We start from the raw sequence: 18428 nt of genomic DNA on the forward strand, positions 1-18428 counted from the left end.
GCACGCCCCCCTCTGGCCTGCCGGCCATCTCCCCCTCAAGGGGGGAGATTGGACACGCGTTCGGCTTTCGCCATGCTCCAAAGTTGCACGGTGGACACCGTCATCGAAACTGCTGATCTCCCCCCTTGAGGGGGAGATGGCCCGCAGGCCAGAGGGAGGTAGAAGCGCAAACGCTGGTGAACTGAAAAACATCACTCAGGCATGCGTAATTCGGCTCGGGTTTGTCAATCCTGCAGCACGCCGCCAGCGTCTTCGAGAGCCTCCTGGGTGTCGACGTCGACGGACGCGCCTTCGCCGATCTCGACATCGATGACATCGAGCCCCTCGGCCTCGACCAGATGGCGTGCGCCGGTATCGCCTTCGAGGTGGGCGACGGCCGCTAACAGCGAACGCGGCAGAAGCACCGGATTGCCGCGTTTGCCTTCATGCGAGGCGCGGACCACTGAGTTGCCGCCGGCCTTGCGGAACGCATCGATCAGCCGGTCGAGGTCATCGGATGCGACGCCCGGCATGTCCCCAAGAACGATCATCGCACCCGCGACGTCTTGAGGCAGATAGGCAATTCCGGCCTTCAGGGAGGTCGACAGGCCATCGGCAAAGTCGGGATTGTCGGCGAAGGTGACGTCGAGGCCCGACAGTGCCGCGCGCACCCGCTCGCGCTGATGGCCGGTGACGACGATCGTGCCCGAAGCCTTCGAGGCGAGCGCGCGTTCGGCGGTGCGGCGCACCAGCGGCTGGCCGTCGAACAGCGCCATCAGCTTGTTCGGTCCGCCCATGCGGCTCGACCGGCCCGCCGCCAGAAGCACGATTGCAACCTTGAGCCGGTTTTTCGCCGGCAACGGCTCGCGCGGCTGCGGCCGCGTCGGTATCTCCATCAGCAGGCCGCCGACGCCCATGCCGGCGATGTCGCCGGCCGTAACGTCAAGGCCGGCAATCAACCGGTCGAGCACCCAGTCGAAGCCGTTCTCCTTGGGGCTGCGGGCGCAGCCAGGCGCGCCGATGACGCGCTTGCCGCCGAGTGTGCCGAGCACCAGAAGATTGCCTGGATCGACCGGCATGCCGGCACGGACAACAATCCCCCCGGCCCTCTCGATCGCCGCCGGAACGACATCGGCGAAATCGCTCATGGCGGAAGCGCCGAAGATCACCACCATGTCGTTGTCGCGCGCGAGCGCGATGGCGGCCTCGGCGACAGGGCCGATCTCATGCGGCGTGCGGCGCTCCGCCGTCAGCCTGCCGCCCGAGCGCGCGAGCCGGGCTTCGGTGACGCGCAAGGTCTTGTCGAGCACACCGGGCTTGGTGCCCGGCAGCACCGTCTGGATGACGCCGACACGCACCGGCCGATAGGCGTTGACTGCGAAGATTTCGCCGCCTGCGCAGATCTTCATCACGGCGTCGACCAGCGATGAGGCGACCGCGAAGGGGATGATCTTCACCGTCGCAACCATCTGACCCTTCTCGACCGCCGCATGCTGAGCCAGCGTGGCGATGGTGATGGCCGGATCGACGGCATTGATGGCGTCGATGACAGCGGCCTTGACCGTGAAGATACCGGCCGCCTTGGCGTGAAGATTGACCCGACCCGTGGCGGCGGGCCTTGCCTCGATGCCGCCAAAGGTCATGCTCTGCGCAATCGTTTGCGCGGCGGCGTCCTCGCCGAGATCGTCGGAGGCCAGCACGGCGGCGACAACCTGCAGGATACCCGCCCCTTTGAGCGTGGAGACATCTTCGGCGCTCAACCTGTGCGCCTTGCGAAACCGCCTTTCGCCGGCGGTGGTGGCATGGGCCAGCACAGCCCCCTCGGCCTGATCGATCGGAACCGGCCCGAATTTCACGCCGCGGCGCCCTTTGCTTCGAGGCCGCGCGAGCGGAAGGCATGGATGGTCTGCGCGAGAATGGCGACGGCGATCTCGGCGGGGCTTGCCGCCCCAATGTCCAGCCCGATCGGCGCGTGGATACGCGCGATCTGGTCGGCACTCGCGCCCAGCGCCAGCAGGCGCTCGACGCGCTTGGCGTGCGTCTTGCGGCTGCCGAGCGCCCCGACATAGAAACAGTTGGCGTCGAGTGCCGCCTTCAGCGCGAAATCATCGATCTTCGGGTCATGGGTGACGGCGGCGAGCGCGGTGTAAGCGTCGAGCGGCTGGCGCTCCAGCACATCCTGCGGCCAGTCCGCATGCAAGGCGACATCTGGAAAACGGTCTGATGAGGCAAAGGCGGTGCGCGGATCGATGATCTCCAGCGGATAGCCGGCGATCCGGGCCATCGGCGCAAGCGCCTGGCTGATATGGACGGCGCCGATCACCACAAGGCGCGGCCGCGGCAGATGCGCATTGAGAAAGAAGGTCCGACCTTCCGCCTCGACGGAGCCGGAATTGCCGGATCGAAACGCCTTGGCGATCGCCACTCCGAGATCGCCGGCGACGTTGTCCCCCTCGCGCACGATACGGTCGCGACCATCACCGAGATCGGTGACGAGGATCGCCGCGCGGCGGGCGCGCCGCTCGGCATTGAGCGTTTTCAGCGCATAGGGATCCATCCGAGGTCAGCCCAATCGCTCAACATAAACCTTGATGCGGCCGCCACAGGACAGGCCCACCTGCCAGGCCGTCTCATCGGCGACGCCGAACTCAAGCATCCTGGCCTTGCCGGAGCCGATGACGTCGACCGCCTCGGTCACGACGGCGCCCTCGACGCAGCCGCCCGAAACCGAACCGTGGAAATTGCCATCGGCATCGATGACAAGGTGGCTGCCGACCGGACGCGGCGCCGAACCCCAGGTCTCGACCACGGTCGCGATGGCGACATCCTTGCCGTCCTTCATCCAGGCTTCCGCGATGATCAGCGGGTCGCGGGCCTCATCGAGATAGATGCTGTCGCTCATCGTTGCTTCTCTCAGGGTCTGTTTTTTCAAGGAGCCGGGAAACATATGGCTATGCGGCGTGCCTGGCGCCAGCATCCATCCACCGCCGCGGATCGACCGAAAGCGCCGATTTCTTGTCCAGCGAGGCGCAGAGATCGGCGAGCGCGTCGAGATTGTGCACCGAGCGGAATTCGTCGACATGCGGCAGCATCGCCTTCACACCGCGGGGCCGCGCCTGAAAACCGTCGAAGCGCAGCAAAGGGTTCAGCCAGATCAGCCGCCGGCAGGATTTGTGCAGCCGCTCCATCTCTTCCGACAAGCCCACGACATCGTCACGCTCCAGCCCGTCGGTGATCAGAAGCACCACGGCGCCCTGCCCCAGCACGCGCCGCGACCATACAAGGTTGAACTCGGCCAGCGTATCGCCGATGCGCGTGCCGCCGGACCAGTCCTTGACCGCCGCCGAACAGTCGGCAAGCGCGGCATCGGGATCGCGGTGGCGCATCTGCCGGGTGAGATTGGTCAGCCGCGTGCCGAAGACAAACGTGTGCACGCGCCGGCGCTTTTCCGTCAGCGCATGCAGGAAATGCAGGAAGATGCGCGTGTACTGGCTCATCGAACCGGAAATGTCGGCCAGCACCACCAGAGGCGGGTGGACTTCGCGGACCGAGCGGAATTTCGGCAGGATCAATTCACCGCCGGTGCGCGCGGCCGCGCGCATCATGGCGCGCGGGTCAATGCGATGGCCGTGCGCATCGGCCTTGAAGCGCCTGGTCCGCACCATGTCCACGGGCAGCCGCAACGCCGCGATCGCCTTCCTGGCGTCGGCCATCTCGGCTGCGTTCATCTGCGCGAAATCCTTGCCCCGCAACAGCTCGTTGCCGGAGAAAGTGAAGCGGGCGTCGACCTCGATCTCCGGAATTTCCCGAGGCGGCTGGTTCTTCTGGTGACCCTCGAACATGGCCTGGCTGACACGGCTTTCGGCCGCCCGCGGCTTCTGCTTCTGCCTGACGTCAGGCGCCACCGGCGAAAACATCGCCAGCAGCTTCTCGATCAGTTCGCGCGATTTCCAGAACAGCCTGAAGGCTTCGTCGAAGATGGCATGATCCTCGTGCCGGGACACCAGCACGGCGTGCAGCGTCCAGTAGAAATCGTCGCGCGAGCCGATGCCGGAGACGAGTACCGCCTCGATGGCGTCCTTGACCGAGGCTGGCCCGACCCGCATGCCGGCCTTGCGCAAGGTGCGGGCGAAATAGACGATGTTGTCGGCGATCCGGCCGTCGGCCGTCGCCTCTCTGGGGTCGAGACGCGGCGCGTTCACTCTTGCTACTCCGCCGCCGCGAGCTCGGCCTTGACCTCGTCGAGGATGCGCCGGCCCTCGCCCGCACCGATGCGAGCAATGTCGTCCTGGTATTTCAGCAACACGCCGATCGTGTCGGACACGGTCTCCGGATCGAGCGCCACCTTGTCGAGTTCGGTCAGCGCCCCGGCCCAGTCGATGGTCTCGGCGACGCCCGGTACCTTGAACAGTTCGATCTGGCGCAGTTTCTGGATGAAGGAGACCACTTCTGCGGAAAGCCGCTGGTTGGCCCGCGGCACCTTGCGGCGCACGATCTCCAGCTCTCGTTCCGCATTGGGATAGTCGACCCAGTGGTAGAGGCAGCGCCGCTTCAGCGCGTCGTGAATCTCGCGTGTGCGGTTGGTGGTGATGATGACGATCGGCGGCTCTTCCGCCTTGATGGTGCCGAGTTCAGGCACCGTCACCTGGAAGTCGGAGAGGATTTCGAGCAGGAAGGCCTCGAAGGCTTCGTCGGTACGGTCGAGCTCGTCGATCAGGAAGACCGGGGCCGCATCCGTCTTGCCGGTCAGCGCATCGAGCACCGGCCGGCGGATCAGGTATTTTTCGGAGAAAACGTTACGCTCCATGGCGGAGCGCTCGACCTTGCCGGCCGCCTCCTCCATGCGAATCTCGATCATCTGCGCGGCGTAATTCCATTCATAGACGGCCGAGGAGACATCGAGCCCCTCATAGCACTGCAGGCGGATCAGCCGGCGGCCGAGCGCCTCGGCCAACACCTTGGCGATCTCGGTCTTGCCGACGCCGGCCTCACCCTCGAGGAAAAGCGGCCGTTTCATGCGCAGCGACAGGAAAAGCACCGTTGCCAGCGACCGGTCCGCGACATAGTCCGCGTCGGTCAGGAGATCGAGCGTCTCGTCGATCGTCCCCGGCACGGGGCGCGGTTTCAAGTCGCTCATTCCTTCTCCGTGGGTGCGGCCGCCCCACTTTCCAGGACGTGGTAACCGCGCGCGTGGTAAATCAGCGGCCGCAAATTATCGCCCATTCGCAGGCCTGTCACCTTGCCAAAAAGCACACGATGGGTGGCCAGGTCCTTGGTATCGATCAACTCGCAGTCAAACACGGCGAGCGCGCCCTTCAACGTCGGCGCACCGGTGGAAATCACATCCCATTCGCCGAGCGCGAAGCGCTCTTCGACCGGCAACCCAGTCATGCCGGAGAATCCAATCGACAGCGGCTCCTGGTGCGAAGCCAGCGTGTTCAGGGCAAATCTGCCGTTCTTCACGAACAGCTCATTCTTGGCATTTTCACGATTGAGGCAGACCAGTATGGTCGGCGGCGTGTCCGACACCGAACAGGCCGCTATCACCGTCGCCCCACGCTTGCCGGCGGGTCCGTCGGTGGTCACCACATGGACGTGACCGGCAAAATGGCTCATCGCGTCGCGATAGGCTTGCGGTCCAATATCGTTCTTCTTCAGCACTGGAAGTTTCCGTGGCCATTGTTCGCCTGACATATATGGCCAGACATGACATGCCACAAGCGAAGTGCTTGGCTCATATCCCGAATTCGCGTGTTGCACCAAGGCCGGACAGCCTTTAGGTCTTGGCGGGAATTGGTGCCCACGCGACGTCGCGGGCTTGGAGGGACGGTTCGGCAGGATGGGATCCGGGGCAACGATATCCATCGCACTGGCCTGGCTGTTGCTGACCGGTGCCGCTGGCGCACAGACGCTCACGATCGGGGTCGCCGCGCCCCTGTCGGGACCGTCGGCCATCCTGGGCAAGCAGATCGAGGCTGGCGCCGGACTCGCCGCGGAGGCGGACGGCATCCAGCTCAAGACCGTGGATGACGCCTGCACCGGCGACGGCGGCGCCGCGGCGGCCAGGGAGTTCGCGGCAGCCAAGGTCAATGTCGTGATCGGCTTTCTCTGCACGGAGGCGATCGAAGCGGCGATGCCTGTCCTGAAGGACGCCAACATCCCGGTCATCACCGTCGGCGTGCGAACCGAAAGCCTGACCGACCGCCGCGCCAAGACCGGCTGGCCGGTCTATCGCCTCGGGCCGCGCGGCGATGACGAGCGCAACGCCGTCGCCTCTAACCTGACCCGCCTGTGGCGTGATGAATTGTTCGCCATCATCGACGACGGCACCATCTATGGCCGCGAGATCGCCGAGACATTTCGCGCCGCGGCGGAGCAGGCAGCGTTGAAACCGGTCTTCGTCGACACGTTCCGGCCGCAGCTCGACAACCAGATCGGCCTGATCGGACGGCTGAAGAAGGCTGGCGCCACGCATGTCTTTGCCGGCGGCGACGGTGACGACATCGCCATCATGGGGCGCGATGCCGCCCAGCTCCAGGCCGGCATCGTCCTTGCCGGCGGCGAAAACCTGCGCACGCCGCCCGGTGACGTGCCCTATGCATCCGGTACGCTGATGATCGCCCAGCCGGAATGGGCGGATATCGCGAGCCCTAAAGTGCTGGAGAGCTTCGCCGCGCGAAAGATCGTGCCGGACGGCTATACCTTGTCAGGCTATGCCGCAGTTGAGATCGCCAAGGCGGCGGCAGCCTTGTCCGAAAGCTCCGGCAAGCCGCTGACCGACGCACTCACCGGGCATGATTTCACCACGGCGATCGGGCCGGTCCGCTTCGACGCCAAGGGCGACCTCAGCCGGAGCCCCTACCGTGTCTTCCGCTTCGACGGCACCCGCTTCGTGCCCTTGGAAAACAACTGATGTTCCGCACCGGCCCGCGCAATCTCATATCGGACGTTGCCGGCCTGCGCGTCGGCAACGCTTCCGATGCCAGGCTGAAGTCCGGCGTGACGACCGTGCTTTGCGACGAGCCGGCGGTGGCGGGTGTCCAGATCCTGGGCGGCGCGCCCGGCACCCGCGAGACGGATTTGCTGGAACCGCACAATTCCGTCGAGACAATCCATGCCGTTGTGCTGTCGGGCGGTTCGGCTTTCGGCCTCGATGCCGCGTCCGGCGTGCAGGCCGCGCTGCGCGAGCGCGGCATCGGCCTCGAGGTGGGCGGCTTCCGGGTGCCGATCGTGCCAGCGGCGATCCTATTCGACCTGCGCAATGGCGGCGACAAGGACTGGGGCCGTTATCCGCCCTATCGCGACCTCGGCTACGAGTCGGTGCAGGCTGCCGCTGCCGATTTCCTGCTTGGCACGGCCGGCGCCGGCACCGGCGCACTGACTTCGGGCCTGAAGGGCGGCCTTGGCTCCGCCTCGACGCTGCTGGACAATGGCATCACCATCGGCGCCCTGGCCGCCGTCAACCCGACCGGCTCTGTAACCGTTGGCCGCACCCGCCATTTCTGGGCGGCGCCCTTCGAAATCGGCGATGAATTCGGCGGGCTCGGCTATCCCTCGCCCATGCCCGAAGACGCCAAGCGGATCTTGCTGAAATACCGCGACAAGGAACACGGGCGGCAGATGGAAACCGGCGGCAACACGACCATCGCCGTCATCGCGACGGACGCGGTCCTCACCAAGGCCGCCGCGAAACGCCTGGCGATTGCGGCGCATGACGGCTTCGTGCGCGCCATCTGGCCGACCCATACGCCGGCCGACGGCGATCTGGTGTTCGCGTTGGCGACCGGCAAGAGCGGGATCGAACTCACCACCGACGCCGCGGTCGACCTCTACGCCGTGGCCGGCGCGACCATGGCACGCGCCATCAGCCGCGGGGTGTTTGCCGCGACGCCAGCCGATAATGATTTGTTCCCCGTCTGGTCGTCGCGCCCGGGCTAAGGCCTTCGATCAAACCGGATCGGATTTCTCTTCCTCGAACGTCACCGCGACATCGGAATTCGCCGACAGCCAAACCTTCTTGCCATCGACCTCGGCAACCAGGGCCAGGGAAATATAATGATGATGGCCCTTGTGAGCGCCCTCGCCGCTATCGGCCTTGGTCAGCTTGATGCGCTGGCCATCGACCTTGTCGACCGTGCCGATATGCACGCCATCGGCGCCGACGACTTCCATGTGCTCACGAATCTTGCTGGTGTCGGTCATGGTAGCTTCTCCATTGGGGATTGCCGACAATAACAAATGACGAGCGGATTGGATGCATCGGCTTTGGTCCGCACGACGTTTTGATTTCGTCGTGCTAGGGATTGAAACGATCACGGCTGCCGGGGTGAAAACGATGCGAATGCTTTTCCTGTTTGCCGTTTTCCTGGCAGCGCAGCTCGCGGCGTCGATCGCCGCCCAGGCCGGCGATGTCGCGGAACTTGAAATTCTCGGCTTCACCCGGGATGGCAGCGTCTTCGCCTTCGAGGAATACGGCGTCCAGGACGGGTCGGGCTTTCCCTATGCCAACCGCTATTACATCGACACAAGCAGCGACAGCTTTCTCAAGGGCACGCCGATCAGGGTCCGGCTCGACGATGAGAATGCAACGTTCGACGCTGCCCGCGTCCAGGCCCGGCAAAAGGGCGAAGCCATTGTCGGCCAGGCCGAGCTGAATGCCAATCGCGGCATCACCGCCGGTTTCAACCCGGTGACCGAGCTTTCAGCCGATCCGCATCGCATGGCGGTCAATCCGAGGCCGATCTTCTCCCCGGTCGATCAGCCGCTCGAGTTCCGGTTGGACGAGATCGGCATGAACAACACCGAAGGCTGCGACAGCCAGGGCGAGATCAATGGCTTCCGTCTGCTGCGAATCGAGGCGCAGGATGGCGGCACCACCAAATTGCTGCACGAGGACAAGGCGATCCCCAAGAGCCGGGGCTGCCCGAACGGCTACCGCATCGGCGCGGTGCAGACATTCTCAATGGACAGCCTCAGCGCCTATGCGGTTCTGATCGCGGTGCGCCAATATGGTTTCGAGGGGCCGGACTTTCGCTGGATCGCCGTGACCGGCCGCCTGTGACAGGGCTTGTCCGACCCGTCAGGCGCAATCGCGCCCTGCGCCGCCTTCGCGACGCGATGCCGAGACCGCGCGCGGCGCTTCTCGGCGCCCTGCTGTGGGCAGCCGCGATGGGCGCCAGCGCACTCGTCAACCTGTTTCTGGACAATTGGGTGACGCCGGGCAAGATCCGCACAGTGTCGCTGCTGTTCGCCGCAGGCGGCGCCTTGGCGTTTCCGGTTGGCCTATTCGCGGCGCGGCTGGTCTCGCTCGGAAGAGGCTCCGAGGTCGCCTTCGCCGCGGCATTGGTGTGCCTCGCCGCGGCGACGATTGGCCTGACCGCCGGGCTGTATGCAATGCAGTACCGGTCCTATTATGCCGAATGGCATGCGCCCGCATTCACCCTCACCTGGGGCTTTCAGCTTGTCTTCACGGTGGCGGTGGCGTCCTACCAGTTCGTGGTGCTGGGCATCCGGCTCTATTTTCCGCTTGGTTTTGTCGCCTTGTTCGCTGCCGGCCTCTGGTTTGCGCGGCATCAGCGTTGAGCATTTGGTCCACCTCTGGTAGGAGGCGGGCCAACCTGGAGCGGTTCAGCGTTTGATAGAATCGCCGATCCGCTCTAACTTTTTCTTTTTCGCAATTCCGGACGGAAAACCGCTGCGCACTTTTCCTGGAATTGCTTTAGACACATCAGGACAGACCGATGATCCCTCGCTACTCCCGGCCGGAAATGGTCGCCATCTGGTCGCCCGAAACCCGGTTTCGCATCTGGTTCGAAATCGAGGCCCATGCCTGCGACGCGCTGGCCGAACTGGGCGTCATCCCCAAGGAAGCGGCCAAAACCATCTGGGAAAAGGGAAGTGCTGCGGAATTCGACGTCGAGAAGATCGACGCGATCGAGCGCGTCACCAAGCATGACGTCATCGCCTTCCTCACCCATCTTGCCGAATTCGTCGGACCCGATGCGCGCTTCATCCATCAGGGCATGACGTCATCTGATGTGCTCGACACCTGCTTTGCGGTGCAACTCACCCGTGCCAGCGACATTCTGCTCGCCGACATCGATGCGTTGCTTGCAGCGCTCAAGCGCCGCGCCTTCGAGCACAAGGACACCGTCACCATCGGCCGCAGCCACGGCATCCATGCCGAGCCGACCACCTTCGGTATCAAGCTGGCGCAGGCCTATGCCGAATTCTCGCGCTGCCGCGAGCGGCTGGTGCACGCGCGCGAAGACATTGCCACCTGTGCGATTTCAGGGGCAGTCGGCACCTTCGCCAACATCGAGCCCTATGTCGAGGAACATGTGGCCCAAAAGCTGGGGCTGAAGCCGGAACCGGTATCGACGCAAGTGATCCCGCGCGACCGCCACGCCATGTTCTTCGCCACGCTCGGCGTCATTGCCTCCTCGATCGAGCGGCTGGCGATCGAAGTCCGGCATCTGCAGCGCACCGAAGTGCTGGAAGCGGAAGAGTTTTTTTCGCCGGGCCAGAAGGGCTCGTCGGCGATGCCGCACAAACGCAATCCGGTGCTGACCGAAAACCTCACCGGCCTTGCCCGCATGGTGCGCTCCATGGCGTTGCCGGCGATGGAGAACGTGGCCCTTTGGCACGAACGCGACATTTCGCATTCGTCGGTCGAGCGCATGATCGGCCCGGACGCCACCGTGACGCTCGATTTCGCGCTGTCACGTCTGACCAGCGTCGTCGACAAACTCGTCGTCTATCCCGAGAACATGCTGAACAACATGAACAAGTTCCGAGGACTGGTGCATTCCCAGCGCGTGATGCTGGCGTTGACGCAGGCCGGCCTGTCGCGCGAGGACTCCTACCGGCTGGTGCAGCGCAACGCCATGAAAGTATGGGAACAAGGCGCTGATTTCCTTGAGGAACTTCTGGCCGACAAGGAAGTGACCGCAGCGCTGCCAGAGGCGCAAATCCGCGAGAAATTCGACCTAGGTTATCACACCAAGCACGTCGACACGATTTTCAAGCGTGTGTTCGGGGAGGCGTGAGCTTTCCTTCTCCCCGTTCACGGGGAGAAGGTGCCGGCAGGCGGATGAGGGGCAGCGCCAACTTCGACGGGTAAAGCTACTCATCGCATTGTGTCAGAAGCGATAACCTTGCAACCTCGGCGCCGCCCCTCATTGCCCTGCCGGGCATTTCTCCCCGTAAACGGGGAGAAAGAAGCTGTGTTGACGCCAATCACGCCTTGCCAGGAACAGTCCTGATCACCGTGCCCCAGGGGTCCTCACGGGTCGTTTCACTCGCCACATTGTCCGAGCGCATTTCGACCCAGGCGAGGCCCGAACGAGACGGGTCGCGGCGACCGGCGCCGGCGCTCTGCCAGGCATTGGCGCCGATGTGGTGGTGGTAATGGCCTGACGACAGGAACACCGCCTGGCCGCCATATTTGGCGACCGTGTCGAAGCCGAATTCCTGGTTCCACCAGGCTTCGGCCTCTTCCGGCCTGCCGACGCGGAGGTGGACGTGGCCGACAATGCTGTTTTCCGGCGCGCCCTGCCAGCCCGCATCGCCGGCCGGCACTTCGGCAACGACAGAAGGAATGTTCATCCGCTCGGTCGCCATGGCGATCTTGTCGCCGCTCCATTTCCAGTCCTGCGGGCGGCGATCGGCATAGATCTCGATGCCATTGCCCTCGGGATCGGTCAGATACAGCGCTTCGCTGACCAGATGATCCGAAGCCCCCTCGATGGCGATCTTGTCTGATATGGCGTGGTTGATCCAACGGCCGAGATCGGCGCGGCTTGGCAGCAGGAAAGCCGTGTGGAAGAGGCCGGCGCTGCGCGGATCGTCCGGCTTGGCGGACGCGTCCGGCTCAAGAACCAGCAGCGGACGGTTGGCAGCGCCGAGCGTGATCGCGCCATCGGCACGGCTCAGTTCCTGCAGGCCGACAACCCGGCGGTAATAGGCCGCGAGGCTTTCGGCATCACGCGCCTTCAGCCCGACCCGGGCGACGCTCACCGGCGTGGTGGCGGCAAATGGCAGTTCGCTCATCATTGTCTCCGTTGCGGCGACGTTTCGCGAAGCCCCCAAAGCCAGGAGCCCGGCGCCACCAATCATTGTACGTCGTGTCAGCACCAAAATCCCGGCCCTCCACGGCTGTTTCTTTCCCCACAGAGATCGTCGATCGCCATCGTTCACACAAGACGGCGAAAAGCGAACATGGTGTTCACCATTGCGTGCAAAGAGCGCAGCCATCAACGGTTGCATGAGACAATCGCGCTCGCTATCTCAGCGCCATGAAAGTCAAAGACGCAGATATCCTGATCATTCCCGGATACACCAATTCCGGACCCGAGCATTGGCAGACCCGCTGGCAATCGAAGCTGTCGACCGCGCGCCGTGTGGAGCAGGCCGAATGGTCGAAGCCGGTGCGCGAGGACTGGACGGCGAGCGTCGCCAAGGCGGTCAACGAGGCCGAGAGACCTGTCGTTCTCGTCGCTCACTCACTGGGAGTGGCCGCGGCCGTACAGGCCATTCCGAAATTTCAGAAGCCGGTCGCCGGCGCCTTCTTCGTGGCACCGCCCGACGTCGCCAATGCCAAGATCAAGCCGAGGCATCTGATGACCTTCGGCCCCTATCCGCGCGAGCCGCTGCCATTTCCCTCCATCGTGATCGCCAGCCGCAACGATCCCTTCTGCCCCTTCGATGTTGCCGAGGACATCGCCGGCGCCTGGGGCTCGCTGTTCATCGACGCCGGCGAGACCGGTCATCTCAGCGAGGATTCAGGCTTTGGCCCGTGGCCCGAGGGATCGATGACCTTCGCCAAGTTCCTGACGGACCTGAAGGCTTAGCGTCCGTGGTCGCGCTGCATCAGGCGCCGATGGAATCCTTGATGCCCTTGAGCAGGGTCTTTGCCCCCAGCGAAATCAGCGCATGCTCGGAGCCCGTGGCGAGCAGGCGGTAGCCCATCGACACGACGCGGCCGGCGATAGCGGGTTCGACGACGTAGATCGCCGCATGCTTGCCGGCCTTGCGGGTGCGCTCGGCAACCGAGGCCACTGTCTCCATCATGCTTTCGAGCGTCGAGTTGACTGTCGCGCCGTTCGACCAGGCGATCGAGAAATCCGATGGGCCGAGGAAGATGCCGTCGATGCCGGGGGTATCCAGTATGCCGTCAAGCGCATCGAGCGCCGCGCGCGTCTCGACCATCGCAAAAGCCATGGTGCGCTGATTGGTGTCGCGCAGCCATTCGGCATAGTCGCCCTTGCCATGACGGGGAAAGGCATAGGTCGGGCCCCACGAGCGCTCTCCGAGCGGCGGATATTTCATGGCGGCGGCGAACAGCTTGGCATCGGCCACCGAGTTGACCATCGGGGCAATGACCGCTTCGGCGCCGAAATCGAGGGCACGGCTGGCCATGTCGAAACGGCCAACAGGGATGCGCACCAGCGCTGGCTTGCCCAGGGCCAGTACCGGCGCCAGGCCGCGCAGGACGCTGTCCTCGTGATGGCCGCCATGCTGCATGTCGAGTGTGACGGCATCGAAGTCCTGCCTGGCGAGGATCTCCACGGTCAAGGCGTCCGGCACGCCAGACCAGGCGGTGACCAGCGTTTCATCTGCGGCAAGACGGGACTTCAGGGACATCTAATCTCTTTCCTTATTGACGTCGCCAGTTTCAGCCGGAAACCGCCGCGAAGGCAAAGAAAAACCGCCCGGATCGGCCGGGCGGTCGATTGGTCCAGTAAGAGGCCGATCAGGTATTCCTGATCTGCTCGATCGCCTGCGCCATCAGTTCGTCCATGGTGCGGCGGATCTGATGATCGGACTGCTCCACGCCTGCAGCGTCGAAATCCTTGCGGATCTTGCGGAATACGTCATGGTCGCCGGCTTCCTCGATGTCGGAAACAACAACTTCCTTGGCGTAGGCGTCGGCGTCGGAACCGGATTTTCCGAGCTTTTCGGCGGCCCACAGACCAAGCGCCTTGTTGCGCCGCGCCGAAGCCTTGAACCGAAGCTCCTCGTCGAATGCAAATTTGCGCTCGAAGCCCTCTTCGCGGTCTTTCATGCTGCTCATGGCGTCCCTCCGGGTCAAATCCGATTCGTTGGCAGGTGAATATGTGTGTTGCCGAAGCACAAACCAAAAGGTCGCGGGCCGGTCAATATGCTTCGTCATATGCTGCGCTGCGGCATTTCAGTCCCGAAAGCGGTTGATTCGAAGGATTTGCCGATTGAGCAAACGATGTGATTGGGATAGACCCGGCATTGAACGTCACCGTCGCCGCGCTAATTCAGGCGGACGGACAGGAAGTGGTCCCTTACCGCCTGCCCGCAAATCCAGAGAAAAATTCAAATGAAAAATCGCCGCCGCATTTATGAAGGCAAGGCCAAGATCCTCTATGAGGGACCCGAGCCGGGCACGCTTATCCAGTTCTTCAAGGACGACGCCACCGCGTTCAACAAGAAGAAGCACGAGGTCATCGACGGCAAAGGCGTGCTCAACAACCGCATTTCCGAATACATTTTCAATCATTTGAACCGCATGGGCATTCCGACCCACTTCATCCGCCGGCTCAACATGCGCGAGCAGCTGATCAAGGAAGTCGAGATCATCCCGCTCGAAGTGGTGGTGCGCAATGTCGCCGCCGGTTCGCTGTCCAAGCGCCTCGGCATCGAGGAAGGCACCGTCCTGCCGCGCTCGATCATCGAATTCTACTACAAGGCCGACGCGCTCGACGATCCGATGGTTTCGGAAGAGCACATCACGGCGTTCGGCTGGGCAAGCCCGCAAGAGATCGACGACGTCATGGCGCTTGCCATCCGGGTCAACGATTTCCTCTCCGGCCTGTTCATGGGCGTCGGCATCCAGCTCGTCGACTTCAAGATCGAGTGCGGCCGCCTGTTCGAGGGCGACATGATGCGCATCGTCGTGGCCGACGAGATTTCGCCGGACTCCTGCCGCTTGTGGGACGTGGCGACGCAGGACAAGCTCGACAAGGACCGTTTCCGCCGTGACATGGGCGGCCTCGTCGAGGCCTATCAGGAAGTCGCCCGCCGCCTCGGCATCATGAACGAGAACGAGCCGCCGCGTCCTACCGGCCCGGTGCTGGTCGCCTCGACCGACGGCCTCAAAGGCAAGCCGCACTGATTGCGGCTTGCAACCCGACATTCAGAACAGGAGCATGTCCAGCGTGATCAAGGCCCGCATTACCGTCACCCTCAAGAATGGCGTTCTGGACCCGCAAGGCAAGGCAATCGAACACGCGCTGTCGGGGCTGGGATTCGATGGCGTCGGCGCGGTGCGGCAAGGCAAGGTGTTCGACGTCGAACTGGCGGAAAGCGACAGGGCCAAGGCTGAAGCCGATTTGAAGGCCATGTGCGACAAGCTGCTGGCGAATACGGTGATCGAGAATTATAGTGTGACACTTACCTGAGGTTGTGTCGGAGGCACTATGCCGGAAGTCACGAATGAGTTGATGTACGAGTTGCTGAAGCGCGTGCATCACGAAATTGGTGAGCTTCGTCAGGATGTTTCCGAAACGAAACGGGAATTGAATGTAATGCGAGGTCACATGGTGGCAACGCAAAGTGACATCCACAACATCTATGGCATTCTCGCCCGCCAGGATGATCGACTTGAACGCATAGAACGCCGTCTCGACCTGCGCGATCTTGCCGAAGCACAGAGGCCTTACGAACCAAAATGAAAACAGCCGTCGTCCTCCTGCCTGGCCTCAATCGCGACCGCGACATGATCGCGGCGCTGACCAAGATTTCCGGACAGGCGCCGGCAACCGTCTGGCAGACCGATACCGAAATCCCCGATGTCGATCTGATCGCCATTCCCGGCGGCTTTTCCTTCGGCGACTATCTGCGTTGCGGCGCGATCGCGGCGCGCATGCCGGTGATGCGGGCAGTGGCTGAGAAGGCGGCCAAGGGCGTGATGGTGATCGGTGTCTGCAACGGGTTCCAGATCTTGGTCGAGGCGGGATTGCTGCCGGGTGCGCTGATGCGCAACACCTCGCTGAAATTCGTCTGCCGGCAGGTCAAGCTCGAGATCGCCAACGCCAATACCATGTTCACCCGCCGTTACCAGCCGGGCCAGATCATCCGCTCGCCGGTGGCCCATCATGACGGCAATTACTTCGCCGACGCCGAGACGCTTGCCCGCCTCGAAGGCGAAGGCCAGGTGGTGTTCCGCTATGCCGAAGGCACCAACCCGAACGGCTCGATCAACGACATTGCCGGTATCATCAACGAACAAGGCAATGTGCTCGGCCTGATGCCGCACCCCGAGAACCTGATCGAAGCAGCGCATGGCGGCAGTGACGGCAGGGCGTTGTTCGAAGGCGCCTTGGGCATTGCCGCTTGAAGTTTGCAACCGCAACCTTAAGAATTGCGGCAATTCAAAATCATAGGGTGAGGGAGAGACGGTCATGAAACTCTATTCGCGGCCGTTGTCGCCCTACTCTTCGATCGTGCGCGCACTGGCCTATATCAAGGACGTGCCGCTCAAGATCATCGCGCCGCCGCCGGGTTTTCCGATCCCCGAAGAGTTTCGGGCCATCTCGCCGATGAACCGCATTCCAGTGCTGATCACCGGCTCGGGCGAAACCATCGTCGAATCGGTGGTCATCGCCGAATATCTCGAGGAGCGGTTTCCGGAACCGGCGCTGTTGCCGCCCGATTCCAAGGACCGCGCGCTGGTGCGCATGTTCGCCCGCATCACCGACCTCGACGTGTTGACGCCGACAATGAAGCTTTTCGAGCTGCATTTCATGCCGAAGCGCAACAATGCCGAGATCGAAGCCCAATTCGCCCGTCTCCACCATGGGCTGGCGGCCATCGAGGCGCGGATGGCGCAAGGCCCCTTCGCGCTCGGCAGCGACATCAGCTTTGCCGATGCCTGGCTGACGCCGACGCGGTTCATCTTCAACAATTTCCGCGCCATGACAGGTCGCCACGACCTGCTCGACGCCTATCCCAAATTCGATGCCTATGAGCAGATCGCCTCGCAGCATCCCGCATTGTCCAGGGTATGGGGCGAGATGACAGACGGCCTGAAGATCTTCCTGTCCGAACTCGAGATGGGTGCCGCTTGATCAAGAGCAAGACGGTCGCCTTCGTCGCCGCGGCAGGCTTTGCCCTGGCATCGTGCCAATCGACCCCGAAGAGCACGCCTGTGCCCTCGGGCAAGAGTGCTGCGCTGCTGGCCATGGAACAGGTCGCGATAGCAGCCCACAAATGCTGGATCGCCAGCAAGGATCCGGCTTTCAAGCAGTATCAGATGGCCAATGAGCTGAACTCGTTCAGCGGCACGCCGCGCTTCCTTCTGGTGCCGGCCAAGCACTATGGCGGCAAACCGTTGCTGGTCGTGCAGGCGCAGGGGAATTCAAGCCGTGTCGACGTCTTCGGACCGTTGATGAACGACCCGCTCGGCGCCCGCATCAGTTCTGATATCGCGCGCTGGCAGGCGGGCAATCCGACCTGCGCAGCCACCGCTTGAGCCAGCCATGGGCCGGTTCCTGCAGATCGCGGGATTGGTTGTTGGCCTGATCGCGCTCGTCCTGCAGTTCTCGATCACCATTCCGGCATCGATGGAAGCGGGCCGCGGCCTGCTCGGCTCGATCGTGTTCTATTTCAGCTTCTTCACCATCCTGACCAACATTGGCGCCGTGCTGGTCCACATCTCGCTGTTGTCATCCAGCGGCTATGCCTGGCTGCCTGCCTTTGCCGGCCCCCGGATGCGCGCGTGCGTCGCGGTCTCGATCACCCTGGTCTTCATCGTCTATGCCACGGTACTGGCGCGGCTCTGGCAGCCGCAGGGCCTGTTCCTGCTCTGCGACGTCCTGCTGCACTATGTGACGCCGGTGCTGTTCGTGCTGTGGTGGCTGATATCAGGCGCCGACGGCAGAACGCGATGGAGCGACGTCTCCTGGTGGGTTGTCTATCCCATCGCCTATCTGGTCTATTCGCTGGCGCGGGCGCCGCTGGCGGGCGAGGTGCCCTACCCCTTCCTCGATATCGCCAAGAACGGCGTCGGGAGCGTCACTGTCGCGGCGCTCGCCATCACCGCGCTGTTCCTGGTGATATGCGTCGTCGCCGTTTTCGTCGATCACGGTGTCGGGCGCCTCAGGAGAAAAGGCCACCGATAGACCGGTCGCTATTCCCACAGCGGCTTGATGCCCTCGCGGTGGGCGTCGCAGCGCGAGATGCCGATGTCCTTGAGCTGATCGTCGGTCATCTCCAGCAATGCCAGCCGGCCGCGCCGGCGCTCCAGCAGATGGCCGATCCATTTTGCCAGCGACCTGACCACTTGCACAAGCCGGCTGGCGAAGCCGCGCTGCCCGGACGGGCGGGTCGGCTGGCCGAGCAATTCGGTTGCCGAGTGGCGGAATGTTGCGATTGTATCCATTTTCTGTCTGCCAAAATTATCGATTGCACCCTTTTTA

General features: G+C 63.4%; 24 protein-coding genes. 13 read left to right on the forward strand and 11 right to left on the reverse strand.

The window, feature by feature from the left end:
• Positions 1–224 precede the first annotated feature (224 nt).
• From EN804_RS03950 to EN804_RS03975, 6 genes are read right to left on the reverse strand one after another with little or no spacing between them, the layout of a single operon-like run.
• Positions 225–1835 carry a molybdopterin-binding/glycosyltransferase family 2 protein gene (locus EN804_RS03950; RefSeq protein ID WP_135918695.1) on the reverse strand — a complete coding sequence of 537 codons (1611 nt, stop codon included), beginning with the start codon at positions 1833–1835 and terminating at the stop codon, positions 225–227.
• Positions 1832–2536, reverse strand: a complete 705-nt coding sequence (locus EN804_RS03955) for an XdhC family protein (RefSeq protein WP_135918696.1) — start codon at positions 2534–2536, stop codon at positions 1832–1834. Before EN804_RS03955 ends, EN804_RS03950 begins: the two co-directional genes overlap by 4 nt.
• A 6-nt stretch (positions 2537–2542) precedes the next feature.
• The gene (locus EN804_RS03960; RefSeq protein ID WP_127280086.1) at positions 2543–2881 is read right to left on the reverse strand and encodes an XdhC family protein; all 339 of its coding nucleotides are present in this window, start codon (positions 2879–2881) and stop codon (positions 2543–2545) included.
• Between the two features lie 49 nt (positions 2882–2930).
• Positions 2931–4181: a VWA domain-containing protein gene (locus tag EN804_RS03965; RefSeq protein ID WP_135918697.1), complete on the reverse strand. Its 1251-nt coding sequence runs from the start codon at positions 4179–4181 to the stop codon at positions 2931–2933.
• A 5-nt stretch (positions 4182–4186) separates the two neighbouring features.
• Complete coding sequence (locus EN804_RS03970; RefSeq protein ID WP_135918698.1) at positions 4187–5116, reverse strand: MoxR family ATPase; 930 nt, start codon at positions 5114–5116, stop codon at positions 4187–4189.
• Positions 5113–5640 carry a flavin reductase gene (locus EN804_RS03975; protein WP_127279373.1) on the reverse strand — a complete coding sequence of 176 codons (528 nt, stop codon included), beginning with the start codon at positions 5638–5640 and terminating at the stop codon, positions 5113–5115. Before EN804_RS03975 ends, EN804_RS03970 begins: the two co-directional genes overlap by 4 nt.
• A 178-nt stretch (positions 5641–5818) precedes the next feature.
• On the opposite strand from EN804_RS03975, the gene EN804_RS03980 reads away from it, so the two are divergent.
• Entirely contained in the window at positions 5819–6892 is a 1074-nt protein-coding gene (locus tag EN804_RS03980) for an ABC transporter substrate-binding protein (protein WP_135918699.1), read from the forward strand.
• Positions 6892–7917 carry a P1 family peptidase gene (locus EN804_RS03985; protein ID WP_127869551.1) on the forward strand — a complete coding sequence of 342 codons (1026 nt, stop codon included), beginning with the start codon at positions 6892–6894 and terminating at the stop codon, positions 7915–7917. Before EN804_RS03980 ends, EN804_RS03985 begins: the two co-directional genes overlap by 1 nt.
• Positions 7918–7926: 9 nt before the next feature.
• Here EN804_RS03985 and EN804_RS03990 read toward each other — a convergent pair whose 3' ends face one another.
• Positions 7927–8181, reverse strand: coding sequence for a DUF2171 domain-containing protein (locus EN804_RS03990; RefSeq protein WP_023773164.1), 255 nt, complete (start codon positions 8179–8181; stop codon positions 7927–7929).
• A gap of 133 nt (positions 8182–8314) precedes the next feature.
• Between EN804_RS03990 and EN804_RS03995 the strand changes: the two genes are divergently transcribed.
• The 3 genes from EN804_RS03995 (at position 8315) to purB (ending at position 11027) form a co-directional block, all read left to right on the forward strand.
• Complete coding sequence (locus EN804_RS03995; RefSeq protein WP_135918700.1) at positions 8315–9040, forward strand: DUF2259 domain-containing protein; 726 nt, start codon at positions 8315–8317, stop codon at positions 9038–9040.
• Between the two features lie 56 nt (positions 9041–9096).
• Positions 9097–9561: a hypothetical protein gene (locus EN804_RS04000; protein ID WP_189524435.1), complete on the forward strand. Its 465-nt coding sequence runs from the start codon at positions 9097–9099 to the stop codon at positions 9559–9561.
• 158 nt (positions 9562–9719) lie between these two features.
• Complete coding sequence (gene purB / locus EN804_RS04005; RefSeq protein ID WP_127279377.1) at positions 9720–11027, forward strand: adenylosuccinate lyase; 1308 nt, start codon at positions 9720–9722, stop codon at positions 11025–11027.
• 190 nt (positions 11028–11217) lie between these two features.
• Here the strand turns inward: purB and EN804_RS04010 are convergent, their stop codons facing one another.
• The gene (locus EN804_RS04010) at positions 11218–12030 is read right to left on the reverse strand and encodes a VOC family protein (RefSeq protein ID WP_127280661.1); all 813 of its coding nucleotides are present in this window, start codon (positions 12028–12030) and stop codon (positions 11218–11220) included.
• A gap of 245 nt (positions 12031–12275) precedes the next feature.
• Between EN804_RS04010 and EN804_RS04015 the strand changes: the two genes are divergently transcribed.
• Positions 12276–12830, forward strand: a complete 555-nt coding sequence (locus EN804_RS04015) for an alpha/beta hydrolase (RefSeq protein WP_127280660.1) — start codon at positions 12276–12278, stop codon at positions 12828–12830.
• A gap of 19 nt (positions 12831–12849) precedes the next feature.
• Here EN804_RS04015 and EN804_RS04020 read toward each other — a convergent pair whose 3' ends face one another.
• Positions 12850–13623 (reverse strand): HpcH/HpaI aldolase/citrate lyase family protein, encoded by a 774-nt coding sequence (locus EN804_RS04020; RefSeq protein WP_127280659.1) that lies wholly within the window; start codon positions 13621–13623, stop codon positions 12850–12852.
• 109 nt (positions 13624–13732) lie between these two features.
• The gene (locus EN804_RS04025) at positions 13733–14053 is read right to left on the reverse strand and encodes a DUF1476 domain-containing protein (RefSeq protein ID WP_127280658.1); all 321 of its coding nucleotides are present in this window, start codon (positions 14051–14053) and stop codon (positions 13733–13735) included.
• Positions 14054–14329: 276 nt separating this feature from the next.
• On the opposite strand from EN804_RS04025, the gene purC reads away from it, so the two are divergent.
• The 7 genes from purC to EN804_RS04060 all read left to right on the forward strand — a co-directional run bounded on the left by purC (position 14330) and on the right by EN804_RS04060 (position 18131).
• Complete coding sequence (gene purC / locus EN804_RS04030) at positions 14330–15124, forward strand: phosphoribosylaminoimidazolesuccinocarboxamide synthase (RefSeq protein WP_013532127.1); 795 nt, start codon at positions 14330–14332, stop codon at positions 15122–15124.
• 43 nt (positions 15125–15167) lie between these two features.
• Positions 15168–15410: a phosphoribosylformylglycinamidine synthase subunit PurS gene (gene purS / locus EN804_RS04035; RefSeq protein WP_127280770.1), complete on the forward strand. Its 243-nt coding sequence runs from the start codon at positions 15168–15170 to the stop codon at positions 15408–15410.
• Between the two features lie 18 nt (positions 15411–15428).
• Entirely contained in the window at positions 15429–15683 is a 255-nt protein-coding gene (locus EN804_RS04040) for a hypothetical protein (protein WP_127280765.1), read from the forward strand.
• Complete coding sequence (purQ, locus tag EN804_RS04045) at positions 15680–16348, forward strand: phosphoribosylformylglycinamidine synthase subunit PurQ (RefSeq protein ID WP_127280766.1); 669 nt, start codon at positions 15680–15682, stop codon at positions 16346–16348. Before EN804_RS04040 ends, purQ begins: the two co-directional genes overlap by 4 nt.
• 64 nt (positions 16349–16412) lie before the next feature.
• Complete coding sequence (locus EN804_RS04050; protein ID WP_135880198.1) at positions 16413–17078, forward strand: glutathione S-transferase family protein; 666 nt, start codon at positions 16413–16415, stop codon at positions 17076–17078.
• Positions 17075–17482: a hypothetical protein gene (locus EN804_RS04055; protein WP_135880197.1), complete on the forward strand. Its 408-nt coding sequence runs from the start codon at positions 17075–17077 to the stop codon at positions 17480–17482. The genes EN804_RS04050 and EN804_RS04055 overlap by 4 nt, the downstream gene beginning before the upstream one ends.
• Positions 17483–17489: 7 nt before the next feature.
• The gene (locus tag EN804_RS04060) at positions 17490–18131 is read left to right on the forward strand and encodes a Pr6Pr family membrane protein (RefSeq protein ID WP_135918701.1); all 642 of its coding nucleotides are present in this window, start codon (positions 17490–17492) and stop codon (positions 18129–18131) included.
• Between the two features lie 8 nt (positions 18132–18139).
• Here EN804_RS04060 and EN804_RS04065 read toward each other — a convergent pair whose 3' ends face one another.
• Positions 18140–18391, reverse strand: a complete 252-nt coding sequence (locus tag EN804_RS04065; RefSeq protein WP_127279750.1) for a DUF1127 domain-containing protein — start codon at positions 18389–18391, stop codon at positions 18140–18142.
• Between the last annotated feature and the right edge of the window lie 37 nt (positions 18392–18428).

Origin of the sequence: Mesorhizobium sp. M8A.F.Ca.ET.161.01.1.1 (assembly GCF_004792105.1) — a bacterium.
In the GTDB taxonomy this organism is placed as follows: Bacteria; Pseudomonadota; Alphaproteobacteria; order Rhizobiales; family Rhizobiaceae; genus Mesorhizobium.

What these genes read in the sequence shown, in the direction of transcription:
- EN804_RS03955 (WP_135918696.1), bottom strand. Translation starts at nt 2,536, where the DNA reads ATGGATCCCTATGCGCTGAAAACGCTCAATGCCGAGCGGCGCGCCCGC.
- EN804_RS03960 (WP_127280086.1), bottom strand. Translation starts at nt 2,881, where the DNA reads ATGAGCGACAGCATCTATCTCGATGAGGCCCGCGACCCGCTGATCATC.
- EN804_RS03970 (WP_135918698.1), bottom strand. Translation starts at nt 5,116, where the DNA reads ATGAGCGACTTGAAACCGCGCCCCGTGCCGGGGACGATCGACGAGACG.
- EN804_RS03980 (WP_135918699.1), top strand. Translation starts at nt 5,819, where the DNA reads ATGGGATCCGGGGCAACGATATCCATCGCACTGGCCTGGCTGTTGCTG.
- EN804_RS03985 (WP_127869551.1), top strand. Translation starts at nt 6,892, where the DNA reads ATGTTCCGCACCGGCCCGCGCAATCTCATATCGGACGTTGCCGGCCTG.
- EN804_RS03990 (WP_023773164.1), bottom strand. Translation starts at nt 8,181, where the DNA reads ATGACCGACACCAGCAAGATTCGTGAGCACATGGAAGTCGTCGGCGCC.
- EN804_RS03995 (WP_135918700.1), top strand. Translation starts at nt 8,315, where the DNA reads ATGCGAATGCTTTTCCTGTTTGCCGTTTTCCTGGCAGCGCAGCTCGCG.
- EN804_RS04000 (WP_189524435.1), top strand. Translation starts at nt 9,097, where the DNA reads ATGCCGAGACCGCGCGCGGCGCTTCTCGGCGCCCTGCTGTGGGCAGCC.
- purB (WP_127279377.1), top strand. Translation starts at nt 9,720, where the DNA reads ATGATCCCTCGCTACTCCCGGCCGGAAATGGTCGCCATCTGGTCGCCC.
- EN804_RS04010 (WP_127280661.1), bottom strand. Translation starts at nt 12,030, where the DNA reads ATGAGCGAACTGCCATTTGCCGCCACCACGCCGGTGAGCGTCGCCCGG.
- EN804_RS04015 (WP_127280660.1), top strand. Translation starts at nt 12,276, where the DNA reads ATGAAAGTCAAAGACGCAGATATCCTGATCATTCCCGGATACACCAAT.
- EN804_RS04020 (WP_127280659.1), bottom strand. Translation starts at nt 13,623, where the DNA reads ATGTCCCTGAAGTCCCGTCTTGCCGCAGATGAAACGCTGGTCACCGCC.
- EN804_RS04025 (WP_127280658.1), bottom strand. Translation starts at nt 14,053, where the DNA reads ATGAGCAGCATGAAAGACCGCGAAGAGGGCTTCGAGCGCAAATTTGCA.
- purC (WP_013532127.1), top strand. Translation starts at nt 14,330, where the DNA reads ATGAAAAATCGCCGCCGCATTTATGAAGGCAAGGCCAAGATCCTCTAT.
- EN804_RS04040 (WP_127280765.1), top strand. Translation starts at nt 15,429, where the DNA reads ATGCCGGAAGTCACGAATGAGTTGATGTACGAGTTGCTGAAGCGCGTG.
- purQ (WP_127280766.1), top strand. Translation starts at nt 15,680, where the DNA reads ATGAAAACAGCCGTCGTCCTCCTGCCTGGCCTCAATCGCGACCGCGAC.
- EN804_RS04050 (WP_135880198.1), top strand. Translation starts at nt 16,413, where the DNA reads ATGAAACTCTATTCGCGGCCGTTGTCGCCCTACTCTTCGATCGTGCGC.
- EN804_RS04060 (WP_135918701.1), top strand. Translation starts at nt 17,490, where the DNA reads ATGGGCCGGTTCCTGCAGATCGCGGGATTGGTTGTTGGCCTGATCGCG.
- EN804_RS04065 (WP_127279750.1), bottom strand. Translation starts at nt 18,391, where the DNA reads ATGGATACAATCGCAACATTCCGCCACTCGGCAACCGAATTGCTCGGC.